The following is a 13,255-nucleotide window of genomic DNA, read 5'->3' as shown; positions in this document are numbered from 1 at the left end:
GAGGGCGTGGCCCGAGGCGTGATCCGAGGAGAGAAGAACCATGGCTGACCGGGCCGAGTGGACCGACGGCGATCCGGAGTGCCGCTCCGGCGGGCGCCGCCGGCTGACCTGGTGGGCCGACGCGATGGCGTACGACGACGAGAGCGACCGGCTGGTCTCCATCGGGCAGCCCCCCGAGAACCGCAGACAGGCGCTGGTCAAGCTGATGTGGATCGGGATCTGGATGGCCTATATGGGCGCGCCGGTGAGCGATCTGACCAACGGCGACCACACCGTCCCGGCCACCGTGTGCGGCGCGCTCGGCCTGCTGGTCTTCGTGGTCGTCTATCTGATGCTGATCTTCCGGAACACCGGGCGGGCGCTGAGCCCGGTCACGGTCCTGGGGGCGCTGGGCCTGATCTGCGTGCTCGCCGCCGTGCTCACCTTCACCATGGGCGACGACTGGCTGGTGCTCTCGGTCTATGTGTCCGTCGCCTTCGGCGCGGTGCTGCCGCTGCGGCTCTCGGGCTGGGCGATCCCGCTGAACACGGCGTTCATGGTGGCCGTCGGGGTGCTGGTGCGCGGCTCGCACGGGCTGGTGTCCGCCCTGGTGATCCCCTCGCTGCTCGGCGGCTTCGCGATGAGCGGGGTACGGCAGATGGTCCGCACCACCCGGGCGCTGCGCGCCGCCCGCGCCACCGTGGCCCAGCTCGCCGCAAACGAGGAACGGCTGCGGCTCGCCCGCGATCTGCACGATCTGCTGGGCCACTCGCTCTCCCTGATCACGCTCAAGAGCGAGCTGGCGGGGCGGATGCTGCCCGACAAGCCCGAGCAGGCGGCGCGGCAGGTGGCCGATATCGAGCGGGTCAGCCGGCAGGCGCTGGTGGACGTCCGGGAAGCGGTCAGCGGCTTTCGACGCCCCACCCTGGAGGCCGAGGTCGCCGGGGCCCGTACCGCACTCGCCGCCGCGGGCGTCGCCGCCGATCTGAGCCGGGTCGGCATCCACCACCCCGACCTTCCGGCCGACCAGGAGGGGGCGCTGGCCTGGGCGCTGCGCGAGGCGGTCACCAATGTGGTGCGGCACAGCGGGGCCCGGCGCTGTGCGGTGACGCTCGACGAGACGGGCGACGAGCTGCGCCTGACCGTCAGCGACGACGGCCGTGGCGCGACCGGCCCGCACGGCAACGGGCTCACCGGGCTGGCCGAGCGGCTACAGCTCGCGGACGGCCGCCTGGAGACCGGCCCCGGCGAGCGCGGCGGCTTCACCCTCCGCGCCCTGGTCCCGCTCTCCCGCGGCGCCCGCGTGGAGCTGCCCTCGCAGGCGGCGCCGTAGAGGGCGGGCGGTCCAGCAGCCGGTGTGCGCCGTAAGGACCGGACGGATGAGCGGTTACGCTGCCGGACGTGATCCGGGTACTGCTGGCCGAGGACCAGTCCATGGTGCGGGAGGCGCTGGCCGCGCTCCTCGGGCTCGACGACGAGATCGAGGTCGTGGCGCAGGCGGCCCGCGGCGACGAGGTCGTGGACGCCGCCCGGACCCACCGCCCCGATGTGGCGCTGCTGGACATCGAGATGCCCGGTATGAGCGGGATCGAGGCCGCCGCCGAGCTACACCGGGCCGAGCCCGGGATCCGGATCGTGATCCTGACCACGTTCGGCCGCCCCGGCTATCTGCGCCGTGCCATGGAGTCCGGCGCCGACGCCTTCCTGGTCAAGGACGCCCCGGCGGCGCAGCTCGCCGACGCGATACGGCGGGTGCTGGCCGGGGAGCGGGTGATCGATCCCACACTGGCCGCCGCCGCGCTCGCGGACGGGGCCAGCCCGCTGACCGCGCGGGAGCGCGAGGTGCTGCGCGCCTCGGCGGACGGCTCGACCAACGCGGAGCTGGCCCGTGCGCTGAACCTGTCGCCGGGCACGGTCCGCAACTACCTCTCCACGGCCATCCAGAAGACCGCCGCCCGCAACCGCGCCGACGCCGTCCGCATCGCCCGCGACAAGGGCTGGCTGTAGCGACCGCTGAAGGGGCGCGCGGGTCAGGGCGGGTCCTGCGGAGCGCTCAGTTCAGCATCGCGCGGGCGGCACGGGCCTGGCGGCGTATCGTCTCGGCGGCGTCGGGCTCCACCGCCGCCACGACCTCCGCGTAGTCCTCCAGCTCCTTGGCGCCGGTCAGGAACTCGCCCCGCTCCACCAGGAGTTTCGCCCGCTCGTAGCGGAGTTCGGCCGGGTGGCTGGGCAGCAGCAGGGACAGCTCAAGCGCCCAGAGCCGGACATCGGTGCGCTCGGGGCGGGCGGCCGCCCAGGCGCGGATGTTGTTGAGGATCCGCAGCACGATGTCCAGCGGCCCGGCCGGGGTCAGCATCGACGGCGAGAGCGGGGTGCCCGTGGCCCCCGACACCAGCGCCGCCGCGTCCTCGGCGGACAGCGGCCGCCCGCCGTCGAACGGATCGGCCAGCACATGGCCGCCGTAAGGATCGCCGAAGCCGACCACGAAGTGTCCCGGCAGCCCCACCCCGTACACCGGCGCGCCCGCCCGCCGCGCGACCTCCATCCACACGACGGACAGCAGGATCGGCAGCCCGCGGCGGCGCCGCAGCACCTGGTGGAGGAGCGAGGACTCCAGCCGCCGGTAGTCGGCCGGGCCGCCCCGGAAGCCATGGCGCTCGCCGAGGAGGCGGGCCAGCGCGGCGGCCCAGTCCTCGGGGCCGCCGGGCGAGAAGGGGAGCTGACCGGCCAGCCGGTCCAGCTCGATCTGCGCTTCGTCGATTCCGGTCTCGTCCAGGCCGGGGTCGGCCTCCATGCCCACCAGCAGGCACAGCAGCGCCAGATCGGGGCGCTCTTCGCGGGCCGCGGTGGCGAACCAGCGGCGGCGGGAGACGTCGTTCATCCGTGGCATAGCCGCCTCGTACCCATGCTCAGCGCGGATCCTCCCCGGACGCGCGCCAGTGATGGTAGCTGTGGTGGACGGTGAAGCCCATGCCCGCGTAGAGGGCGTGCGCGCCGCCATTGTCCGCCTCCACCTGGAGATACGCGGCCGATGCGCCCTCGTCGAGCGCCTTGCGGGCCAGCGCCGTCATCACGGCCTTGGCCAGGCCCTGGCGCCGCCGCTCCGGGGCGACCTCCACCGCGGTGAACCCGGCCCAGCGGCCGTCCACCACACAGCGCCCGATCGCGGCCGGGGCGCCGCCCCCTTCCGCCGCTATGGTCGCGAACCACACCGCCGGGCCGCCCGACAGCACCGTCCGCGCCTCGGGCGAGGGCTCGCCGGACGACCGCTGGTAGCGGGTCAGCCAGGCGTCGTCGAGTTGGCGGGAGAGCGTCACCGCCGAGGTGTCGGCGTCCAGGTCCCCGATGGGGGCGAGGGCCGCGATCTCCAGCCGCGAGGAGACCTCCGGTATCCAGCCGCGGCTCTCCAGCTCCGCCGCGAGCAGCTCCTGGGTGCCCTCGGCGCCCGTGCTGACCTGGATGTACGCGGGCAGCTCCCGAACCGCGTACCATTCGATCACCCGGCGCAGCGCCTCGTCGAGCCCCATCCCGGGGTCGCCGAGGGGCAGTACCGAATTGGCGCGCCGGGTGAATCCGCCCGAGGCGCGCAGCGTCCACTCGCCCAGCGGCTCGCTGGTCACCGGCGGCCAGGCCCGGGCGGCGACCCGGTCCAGCTCCGGCGCGCTCGCGGCGGGGCCGCGGCGGCGGGCCGGAGCGGCGGGCACCACCTTTCCCGCCACCAGGGACGCCTCGGCGACCCGTACCGGCTCACCGGTACGCCGGGTGATCGAGAGCGTGCCCTCGGTCCACGATGTGAGAACCCCGACCACGTCGGTGAAGGTGGCGCCGGGCACACGATCTTCGGTCAAAAGCCTGACCGAGACGCGTTTCCCCACGTCATCCGGGGTGATCCGGACTTCGAGACGTCCGCCAGTGGTGAAATCCACAGCTCTGTCAGCCCCTCATGTGCGCTCGGTGCCCAAGAACGGAGATACTAGGTGCGGGCATCGACGACGCCGCGCTCCCGCGCGATAGCAGCCCTAACGAGGAGGAACGACAGCGTGACCTACGTCATCGCGCAGCCTTGTGTCGACCTGAAGGACAAGGCGTGCATCGAGGAGTGCCCCGTCGACTGTATCTACGAGGGCCAGCGGTCCTTGTACATCCACCCGGACGAATGCGTCGACTGCGGGGCCTGTGAGCCGGTCTGCCCGGTCGAGGCGATCTTCTACGAGGATGACACTCCCGAGGAGTGGAAGGACTACTACAAGGCGAACGTCGAGTTCTTCGACGAGCTCGGTTCGCCCGGTGGTGCGAGCAAGCTCGGCCTGATCGAGCGGGACCACCCCTTCATCGCCGCGCTTCCGCCGCAGGAGCACGACGAGTAACCCCTGCCCCGGCGCCAGCGCCCGGAAGCAGTCGGCGGTCCCGTATGGCCTGTGGCCTGCGGGACCGGGCTGTTTCCCGGGCCTCGCCGGGCGCTCCCGCGGTTTCCCCGGCGCTCCCGCGGGTTTCCCCGGGCCCCTCGGTCCGGGCAGTTCCGAAGAAAGCGAGCCACCCCGTGCCACCCGTCTCCGCCCGCCTCCCGGTCTTCCCCTGGGACCGGCTCGAACCGTACAAGGCGACCGCCGCGGCCCACCCCGACGGCATCGTCGACCTCTCGGTGGGCACCCCCGTCGACCCGGTCCCCGAGCTGATTCGCGCGGCGCTCGCCGACGCCTCGGACAGCCCCGGCTATCCGACCGTCTGGGGCACGGCCGCGCTGCGCGACGCGCTCACCGGCTGGGTGGAGCGGCGGCTGGGCGCGGCCGGGGTGACCCACACCCAGGTGCTGCCGGTGGTCGGCTCCAAGGAACTGGTGGCCTCGCTGCCGACGCAGCTTGGCCTGGGCCCCGGCGACCGGGTCGCCTTCCCGCGGCTCGCCTACCCGACGTACGAGGTGGGCGCGCGGCTGGCGGGCGCCGAGCCGGTGCCGTACGACGAGCCTACGGAGCTCGACCCGGCCGGGCTGAAGCTGCTGTGGCTCAACTCCCCGTCCAACCCCACCGGCCGGGTGCTGTCCAGGGACGAGCTGCGCACCGCGGTCGCCTGGGCCCGTGCCCACGGGGTGCTGGTGGTCAGCGACGAGTGCTATCTGGAGCTGGGCTGGGAGGCGGACCCGGTCTCGGTGCTCCACCCGGAGATCTCCGGCGGCTCCTTCGAGGGTCTGGTGGCGGTCCACTCGCTCTCCAAGCGGTCCAATCTGGCGGGCTACCGGGCGGCCTTCCTCGCCGGTGACGAGGCGGTGCTGGGCGAGCTGCTGAAGATCCGCAAGCACGGCGGGATGATGGTCCCCGCACCGGTGCAGGCGGCCACGGTCGCGGCGCTCGGTGACGACAAGCATGTGACGGAGCAGCGCGAGCGCTACGAGCGGCGCCGGGCCGCGCTGCGGTCGGCGCTGACGGGCCACGGCTTCCGCATCGAGCACAGCGAGGCGTCGCTGTACCTGTGGGCGACGCGGGACGAGCCGTGCTGGGAGACCGTGGCCGCCCTCGCCGAGCTGGGCATCCTGGTGGCCCCGGGCGAGTTCTACGGCGCCGCGGGGGAGCGGCACGTCCGGGTCGCGTTCACGGTGACCGACGAGCGCGTGGAAGCGGCGGTCCGCCGGCTGGCGGGCTGAGCGGCGGGAAGCCGAGGGGGCGCCCGGCGGGCCGGTGCCGCCTGTGGCGGGCTGCTCCCCTACCCGCCCCTTCCCTCAACTGGGGCTCCGCCCCAGACCCCGCTCCTCAAACGCCGGAGGGGCTGATTTCAGCCCGTCAGGGGGCACCTCCCAGCGGTAGCTGGGGGAGATTGAGGACACGCCCGAAGGGCGTCCGGGGTCCAGGGGCGAAGCCCCTGGTACGGGAAGGGGCGGGTAGGGGAACAGCCCGCCGCAGGCGGCAAGGCCCGGCGGACACCCCATGAGCGGCTGATGGACCCGCAGGGGCCCGGGGGGTACGAGTACTCCCCAGGCCCCTGCTCACGCCCGGCGGACGATCAGCCGAGCAGCGGCAGACCCTTGATCGGCAGGCCCTTGACCGGGAGGTCCGGGCCCTGCGGGGCGCTGGGCGCGGGGGCCTGCGGGGCGGCGGCCGGGGCTGCCGGGGCGGCTGGGGCTGCCGGGGCGGGGGCCGCCTTGCCCTTGCCCTTGGCGTGGGCGCCGCCCTTGCCCTTTCCGCTGCCCTTCCCGTGCCCGAGGGCCCGGCTCTCGCTCTTGCCGGCGGCCTTGGCGTGGGCGGCCCTGGCCGGGGTGCTCTTGGCGGCCTTGTGGGACTTGGCGGCCTTCATGCCCTTGGCGGGCTTGGCGGGCTTGGCGGGCTTGGCCGGGGCCACGTCCGCCGGGGCGGCCCTGCCCGGCAGGATCCCCTTGACGGTCCCGCCGGCCTTGCCGCTGACGTCACCCGCCGTGCTTCCGACCTGCTGCGAGGCGACGTCGGCGACCTCACCGACCGAGGCGGGGTCCAACGAGGACAGCCCCAGGTTGGAGGCCTGCGGCTGGGCCGGCTCCGCCGCACTCGCGGCGCCGGCGGCGCCGACGACGGGAGCCGCGCTCGCCGCGACCAGTAGCGCCGCGCGGGCGATCCGACGGGTGAGAGGGAGGGACATGGTGCTCCTTTGACGAGGGGACAATTGGCGTCTGTGTCCGGCGATTCGGACGCTGTGAATACCGCGTGAACCTCGCGAAGGTTGCGGTGCCCCAAGGCAAAGAGTTGGCAATGCGTCGCATTATCCGTTTCTGCGCGTAATACGCCCGGACCATTCCGCCGCACATGCCGCGTAATCCACCGTCAGCCGCTCTGAACTGCGGTGATTCCATGCGCTATCGCATGGTGTCGATCCGTACTTCCGCCCCGGAAATCCCCTTGGCCGAACGCCAGCCCGCCCCGGAATTCCGCGCGTTCCATTCGTGGCCGCCGTAAGAGACACGTTCGATGCGCAACTCGTCCGAGTGGGCCACCGCCCAGTGCGCGATCTCCCAGCCGCGCTGCCCGGCCCGCCCCGGGGCCGCCGCCTTGGGCACCGGAACCAGCACCGTGTGCGGCGAGGGGGCGGCCTGCTGACCGCCGCCGTGCCCGGCCAGGGCCGGCCGTGCCTCAGTCTCGGCGCCGAACTCCCGCTTCAGCGTGGTCCGTACGCGCATCGGATCGCCCGCCTCGCCGTCGTCCGGCGGCCCCGGACAGCTGAGGGCCGCCCCGGAGCGCCCGGTGAGCGCGCCGGTCAGCACCACCGCTTCGGTCTCGTGCTTCGCGTACGCCTGCGGGAAGCCGCTGCGCTGCACCCGCTGCGCCGCCACCGTCAGCGGCAGCCGCGAGTAGCCGGGCATCCGCACCAGGTCGTCGTAGAACTGCCCGGCGGCGTAGACCGGGTCGCGGATCTGCCGCACGCTTCCCCAGCCCTGGGAGGGGCGTTGCTGGAACAGCCCCTGCGAATCCCGGTCGCCATGGCGGATGTTGCGCAGCCCCGACTCCTGGAGGGCGGTGGCCAGCGCGATGGTGACGGCCCGCTCGGGCAGCCCGCGGGAGGCGGCCACGGCCTCGATCGTGGCGGCGTTCACGGTCTGTTCGGGGGAGAGCCGCACCTGGACGCCGCCCGCCCGTACGACACAGCGCGGCGGTCCCACGCCACCCGTCACCAGCTGCGCCGCCAGATATCCGGCCAGGCCCAGCAGTACGGCACAGGCGACCGCCGCCCGCAGCAGCCGGGCGCGGTGGGAGAAGACGGACAGGGGCACGGGCCACACGGTACTGGAGCCTCGGGCGGCCTGTTTCCGGTTCCCGGGTGCGGGGTGGGGAACGCCACGTTGGCCGGGGGCGGCCGGTGGCCGGGGCGGCCGGGCGCGCGGGCCGACCGGCTAGGGTCGCGGGTATGGCACACCCAGCACTCGACCTGTCCCTGGACGCGGCCCGGCTCACCGCCCGGCTCGTCGACTTCCCCTCGGTCAGCGGTGAGGAGAAGCCGCTCGCCGACGCCGTGGAGCAGGCCCTGCGGGCCCTGCCGCACCTGACGGTCGACCGGGACGGGGACGCCGTCGTGGCCCGCACCAACCTGGGCCGGGACGAGCGGGTCGTGCTGGCGGGCCATCTGGACACCGTGCCGATCGCCGACAACGTGCCCTCGCGCCTCGACGACGACGGCGTGCTGTGGGGCTGCGGCACCTCCGACATGAAGTCCGGCGTCGCCGTACAGCTGCGCATGGCCGCCACCGTGCCCGCGCCCAACCGCGACCTGACCTTCGTCTTCTACGACCACGAGGAGGTCGCCGCCGAGCTCAACGGGCTGGGGCGGCTGGCCAGGAACCACCCCGAGTGGCTGGCCGGGGACTTCGCCGTACTGCTGGAGCCCACCGACGGCAAGGTCGAGGGCGGCTGCCAGGGCACGCTGCGGGTACGCGTGAGCACCCAGGGCCGGCGCGCCCACTCCGCGCGCAGCTGGCTCGGCGAGAACGCCATCCACAAGGCCGCGCCGATCCTGGACCGGCTGGCCGGTTACGTGCCCCGGCGGGCGGAGATCGACGGGCTCACCTACCGCGAGGGCCTCAACGCCGTGACGATCGAGGGCGGCCACGCGACCAATGTCATCCCCGACTTCTGCACGGTGACGGTGAACTTCCGCTTCGCCCCGGACCGCTCCGAGGAGGAGGCGCTCGCCCACGTCCGCGAGGTCTTCACCGGCTTCGAGGTCGAGCTCACCGACAGCGCGCCCGGCGCCCTGCCCGGTCTCGCCCACCCGTCGGCCGCCGCCCTCGTGGCGACGCTCGGGGTGGAGGTGGCCCCCAAGGACGCCTGGACCGATGTGGCCCGCTTCTCGGCACTCGGCGTGCCCGCCGTGAACTACGGCCCCGGCGATCCGAAGCTGGCCCACACCCGCGAGGAGCACGTTCCGGTCGCCGCCGTCCTGGAGGCCGAAGAACGACTGCGGACCTGGCTGACCCACTAGCGACTACCCGACGAACCGCAACGCCCACAGCGGGCTGTTCCCCTCCCCGACAGCATCGATATACGGCTCCATACGGCTCCGCCACGCGGGGGCTCTGCCCCAGCCCCCGGTCCGCGGTTCTGCCCCAGCCCCCGGTCCGGGGCTCTGCTCAAGGCCCCGGTCCGGGGCTCCGCCCCAGACCCGGTCCGGGGTTCCGCTCCAGGCCCCTGGGCTGGGGGGACCCGGTCCGGGGCTCCGCTCCAGGCCCCTGAGCCGGGGCTCCGCCCCTCCCCGTGGCGTCGGTATGGCGGCTGTGCCGCGGGCGCCGGGGGGCCAGGGGCGGAGCCCCCCACGCGGCGGAGCCGCATATCGTCAGGTGCCGGGAAGGGGCGGGGAGGGGAGAGAGACCCCCACCGGGCACCCCGTAGCGGCGCCGGCGGACCGTGCACCTGTGTGATCAGCGGTTCGGTGGGTGACCGTGGCCCGGATTTCGGCTGTTTGCCGTCCAAGGGGCCTACCCTGAAGCACAGATCTTTGACCAGATCTTGGTCTTGGCGAAGGGAGCACTCAGTGGGCAACGCCGAAGAAGAGCGAGCGCTGCGGGAGCAGCGTCTGGGCCCGGTCGTGCGCCGCCGCCATCAGATGCGACCCGAGACGACCGACCAGCGGCTCCTGGACACCCAGGGGGCCACCCACTGGGTGCATGAGGACCCGTTCCGGGTGATGCGCATCCAGTCGGAGTTCGTCGAGGGCTTCGGCACCCTGGCGGAGCTGGGCCGGGCGATCAGCGTGTTCGGTTCCGCCCGTACGCCCGAGGGGTCCCCGGAGTACGAGGCGGGGGTGCGGATCGGCCGGGCCCTCGCGGAGGCGGGCTTCGGGGTGATCACCGGCGGCGGCCCCGGCGCGATGGAGGCGGCCAACCGCGGTGCGACCGAGGCGGGCGGTGTCTCGGTCGGCCTGGGCATCGAGCTGCCGTACGAACAGGGCCTGAACCCGTACGTCGACATCGGGGTCAACTTCCGCTACTTCTTCGTGCGGAAGACGATGTTCGTGAAGTACGCCCAGGGGTTCGTGGTGCTGCCCGGCGGGCTCGGCACGCTCGACGAGTGCTTCGAGGCGCTCACCCTCGTGCAGACCAAGAAGGTCACCCGCTTCCCGATCGTCCTGTTCGGCAGCGCCTACTGGAAGGGCCTGGTCGACTGGCTCACCAACACCCTCATCGCCGAGGGCAAGGCGTCCCCGCACGACCTGGACCTGTTCCACCTCACCGATGACATCGACGAGGTGATCGACCTGGTGACCAAGGAGTCCGGCCCCTGACCGGGCCCGTCTCCCGTCTCCGTAACGGTCCACTCGGGCTCCTTACGGTCCACTCAGGCCAGTCCCCGGCGGGCGACCGCCGGGGGCCGGTGGCCCGCGATGGACGACACCATGTCCAGCACCTGACGGGTCTCCGCCACCTCGTGCACCCGGTAGATCTGGGCCCCCAGCCAGGCCGATACGGCGGTCGTCGCGAGCGTGCCGATCAGCCGCTCCTTGACCGGGCGGTCCAGGCTCTCGCCGACGAAGTCCTTGTTGGACAGCGAGACCAGGACGGGCCAGCCGGTCTCCGTCAGCTCGCTCAGCCGGCGCGTCGCCTCCAGTGAGTGGCGGGTGTTCTTACCGAAGTCATGGCCCGGGTCGATCATGATCCCGTCGCGCCGCACCCCCAGCTCGACGGCGCGCTCCGCGAGCTCCAGGGTGACCCGCAGGATGTCCTCCACCACATCGTCGTAGCCGATCCGGTGCGGCCGGGTGCGCGGCCGGGCCCCGCCCGCGTGGGTGCACACCAGCCCGGCGCCGTACCGGGCGGCGACCTCGGCCAGCTTGGGGTCGACCCCGCCCCACGCGTCGTTCAGCACATCCGCGCCCGCGGCGCAGACCGCCTCGCCGACCTCATGGCGCCAGGTGTCCACGCTGATCACCACGTCCGGATGGCGCCTGCGCACCTCGGCCACGAAGCCCACCGTGCGGCGCGCCTCCTCCTCGGCGCTCACCTCGTCGCCCGGACCGGCCTTGACACCGCCGACGTCGATGATCGCGGCGCCGTCCGCGATCGCCTGCTCCACCCGGGTCAGGGCGGGCTCGTCGCGGAAGGTCGCACCCTGGTCGTAGAAGGAATCCGGCGTCCGGTTCACGATCGCCATGATCACCCGGTCGTTCTCGCCGAACTCACGTCGTCCCAGCCGCAGCATCGAACTTCCCTCACGTCTTCTTCCAGGTTGCGGGCAGCGACGATAACTGTCGGAGGGGCATGGCACGATCGGGGCAGACAGTTATCGAGGCCGACGGACACAGACTCAACCATGCATCTGACGGGGAGACGATCACCGTGTTCTTGTTCTTGCTGATCGCGCTGGTCGTTGTGGTCGGCGGGGTCACGCTCGCCGTCGTCGGCGGCGGTGACGGCCCGCTCGCCGAGGCGCCCCCGGACCGGCTGGACGATCCGCTGCCCGCGGACCGGCCGCTGGCGCGTGCCGATGTGGAGTCGCTGCGGCTCCCCATGACGCTGCGTGGCTACCGGATGGCGGACGTGGACGATGTGCTGGGCCGCCTCGGCGCCGAGCTCGCCGAGCGCGACGCCCGGATCGCCGAGCTGGAGGCGGCGCTCGCCGGTCCGCGCCCGAAGCCCTTGTCGCCCTCCGGGCCCGGCCCCGATCCGCTGTCGGCCCCGGAGAGCGACCATGGCTTCGGACCGGCCGGCCTCGAGGACCCCGGCCCCGAGCGGCGCGGCCTCGAGGACGGCGGCTTCGAGGGCAGGGGCTTCGAGGGCAGGGGCTTCGACGGGATCGGTTTCGACGGAAACGGCTTCGAGGGCCGCGGTTACGAAGGGCATGGCGCATGAGCGAGCAGGGTGTCGTCGAGGGGCCGGACGGTCTGCCGCGCTGTCCATGGGGTCTGGAGAGCGAGACCATGGCCGACTACCGCGTCTACCACGACACGGAGTGGGGCCGCCCGGTCCACGGCGACGACGCGCTCTATGAGCGGGTCTCCCTGGAGGCGTTCCAGTCCGGGCTGTCCTGGCTGACGATCCTGCGCCGCCGGGAGGGGTTCCGGGCCGCCTTCGCCGACTTCTCGATCAAGAAGGTCGCGGAGTTCACCGAGGCCGACGAGGAGCGGCTGCTCGCCGACCCCGGAATCATCCGCAACCGGGCCAAGATCGCCGCCACGATCGCCAACGCCCGTGCCGCGGCGGCGCTGGAGCCCGGTGAGCTGAGCGAGCTGATCTGGTCCCACGCCCCGGCGCCCGACGGCCGCCCGGTCCCGCGGACCTTCGCCGACGTCCCCGCGATCACCCCGGAGTCCACGGCCCTCAGCCGCGACCTCAAGAAGCACGGCTTCCGCTTCGTCGGCCCCACCACGGCGTACGCGCTGATGCAGGCGTGCGGCCTGGTCAACGACCATCTGGCCGACTGCCATGTCCGCGACGCGGTCTGAGCGCCCCGGCCGCCGGTGGCCGGGGTCGGGGCCGGGGTCGGGGCGGGGTCCCGTCAGCGGCCGGTGAACCTCGGCTTCTCCTTGTTCACGAACGCGTTCACCGCGATCGCGTGGTCGTCCGAGGCCCCCGCGCGGCGCTGCAGCTCGTCCTCCATGGCCAGGGCCTCGGTGAGGGTGTGGCCCGCGGCGAAGGCCAGGGACTCCTTGATCGCGGCATAGGCCGCGGTGGGGCCCTCGGCCAGCCGCCGGGCGACCGCCGCCGCCCGGGAGGCCAGTTCCTCCGCCGGGACCACCTGGTGGGCGATGCCCAGGCCGAGCGCCTCCTGGGCGTCGATGGTGCGCGGGAAGAGCAGCAGATCCGCCGCCCGGCCGTAGCCGATCAGCCGCTGAAGGGTCCAGGAGACGCCCGAGTCGGCGGTCAGCGCGACCCCGGCGAAGGAGGTGTTGAAGGAGGCCGTGTCGGCGACGATCCGGTAGTCGGCGGCGAAGGCGAAGCCCGCCCCGGCGCCCGCCGCGACGCCGTTCACCGCGGCGACCACCGGCTTCGGCATCCCGGCGATCGCGGTGACGATCGGGTTGTAGTGCAGCGCCACCGTGTTCATGGTCGAGCCCTCGCCGCTGCCGTCGCGGTCGGCGGCCAGCAGGCCGATGTGCTCCTTGAGGTCCTGGCCGACGCAGAAGGCGCGCGGCCCGGAGCCGGTGAGCAGCACGGCCCGTACCGCCGGGCTCTCGGCGGCCTCCAGCAGCGCGTCGCGCAGCGCCTCCTTGGTGTCGATGTTCAGGGCGTTCATCGCGTCGGGACGATTCAGCGTGATCGTCGCGAGACCCTCGGTGAGGTCGTAGAGCACGGTGTCGGCCATGGCGGTCCTCCGGGGGTGGGGCGGGC

At 73.2% G+C, this 13,255-nt stretch carries 13 protein-coding genes and 1 pseudogene; 8 read left to right on the top strand and 6 right to left on the bottom strand.

Annotated elements, in window-relative coordinates; all coding sequences use genetic code 11:
* The first annotated feature begins 40 nt into the window (after window positions 1-40).
* Complete coding sequence (locus tag NP777_RS26730; protein WP_256652733.1) at window positions 41-1,312, top strand: sensor histidine kinase; 1,272 nt, start codon at window positions 41-43, stop codon at window positions 1,310-1,312.
* Between the two features lie 101 nt (window positions 1,313-1,413).
* Complete coding sequence (locus NP777_RS26725) at window positions 1,414-1,986, top strand: response regulator (RefSeq protein WP_391858585.1); 573 nt, start codon at window positions 1,414-1,416, stop codon at window positions 1,984-1,986.
* Between the two features lie 46 nt (window positions 1,987-2,032).
* On the opposite strand, the gene NP777_RS26720 is transcribed toward NP777_RS26725, so the two are convergent.
* Window positions 2,033-2,869: a transglutaminase-like domain-containing protein gene (locus NP777_RS26720; protein WP_256652732.1), complete on the bottom strand. Its 837-nt coding sequence runs from the start codon at window positions 2,867-2,869 to the stop codon at window positions 2,033-2,035.
* A 19-nt stretch (window positions 2,870-2,888) separates the two neighbouring features.
* On the bottom strand, window positions 2,889-3,905 hold the full coding sequence (locus tag NP777_RS26715) for a GNAT family N-acetyltransferase (RefSeq protein WP_256652731.1): 1,017 nt from the start codon (window positions 3,903-3,905) through the stop codon (window positions 2,889-2,891).
* A 114-nt stretch (window positions 3,906-4,019) separates the two neighbouring features.
* Between NP777_RS26715 and fdxA the strand changes: the two genes are divergently transcribed.
* Together fdxA and dapC are read left to right on the top strand one after the other, a co-directional pair.
* Window positions 4,020-4,346, top strand: a complete 327-nt coding sequence (gene fdxA / locus NP777_RS26710) for a ferredoxin (protein WP_014054705.1) — start codon at window positions 4,020-4,022, stop codon at window positions 4,344-4,346.
* Window positions 4,347-4,519: 173 nt separating this feature from the next.
* Window positions 4,520-5,617, top strand: a complete 1,098-nt coding sequence (gene dapC, locus NP777_RS26705; protein WP_256652730.1) for a succinyldiaminopimelate transaminase — start codon at window positions 4,520-4,522, stop codon at window positions 5,615-5,617.
* A gap of 356 nt (window positions 5,618-5,973) precedes the next feature.
* On the opposite strand, the gene NP777_RS48565 is transcribed toward dapC, so the two are convergent.
* Together NP777_RS48565 and NP777_RS26695 are read right to left on the bottom strand one after the other, a co-directional pair.
* Window positions 5,974-6,582, bottom strand: coding sequence for an ATP-binding protein (locus NP777_RS48565; protein WP_391858582.1), 609 nt, complete (start codon window positions 6,580-6,582; stop codon window positions 5,974-5,976).
* Between the two features lie 214 nt (window positions 6,583-6,796).
* A complete protein-coding gene (locus NP777_RS26695; protein ID WP_256652729.1) occupies window positions 6,797-7,717 on the bottom strand; it encodes a hypothetical protein in 921 nt (306 codons plus the stop codon).
* Between the two features lie 125 nt (window positions 7,718-7,842).
* Between NP777_RS26695 and dapE the strand changes: the two genes are divergently transcribed.
* Together dapE and NP777_RS26685 are read left to right on the top strand one after the other, a co-directional pair.
* Window positions 7,843-8,913, top strand: coding sequence for a succinyl-diaminopimelate desuccinylase (gene dapE, locus NP777_RS26690; RefSeq protein WP_256652728.1), 1,071 nt, complete (start codon window positions 7,843-7,845; stop codon window positions 8,911-8,913).
* Between the two features lie 549 nt (window positions 8,914-9,462).
* Entirely contained in the window at window positions 9,463-10,212 is a 750-nt protein-coding gene (locus NP777_RS26685) for an LOG family protein (protein WP_020868627.1), read from the top strand.
* A 53-nt stretch (window positions 10,213-10,265) separates the two neighbouring features.
* Here the strand turns inward: NP777_RS26685 and folP are convergent, their stop codons facing one another.
* Window positions 10,266-11,126 (bottom strand): dihydropteroate synthase, encoded by an 861-nt coding sequence (gene folP, locus NP777_RS26680; RefSeq protein WP_256652727.1) that lies wholly within the window; start codon window positions 11,124-11,126, stop codon window positions 10,266-10,268.
* 137 nt (window positions 11,127-11,263) lie between these two features.
* Here folP and NP777_RS26675 point away from each other — a divergent pair.
* Window positions 11,264-11,677, top strand: a pseudogene (locus NP777_RS26675) (DivIVA domain-containing protein); the annotation flags it as partial.
* 95 nt (window positions 11,678-11,772) lie between these two features.
* Complete coding sequence (locus NP777_RS26670; protein ID WP_305890157.1) at window positions 11,773-12,369, top strand: DNA-3-methyladenine glycosylase I; 597 nt, start codon at window positions 11,773-11,775, stop codon at window positions 12,367-12,369.
* 53 nt (window positions 12,370-12,422) lie between these two features.
* Here the strand turns inward: NP777_RS26670 and chcB are convergent, their stop codons facing one another.
* Window positions 12,423-13,229: a 2-cyclohexenylcarbonyl CoA isomerase gene (gene chcB, locus NP777_RS26665; protein WP_256652725.1), complete on the bottom strand. Its 807-nt coding sequence runs from the start codon at window positions 13,227-13,229 to the stop codon at window positions 12,423-12,425.
* Between the last annotated feature and the right edge of the window lie 26 nt (window positions 13,230-13,255).

The organism is Streptomyces rugosispiralis (assembly GCF_024505145.1).
GTDB classification, from domain to species: Bacteria; Actinomycetota; Actinomycetes; order Streptomycetales; family Streptomycetaceae; genus Streptomyces; species Streptomyces rugosispiralis.
The sequence above is the reverse complement of the archived record's forward strand: the minus strand, read 5'-3'. Positions and strand labels throughout refer to the sequence as shown.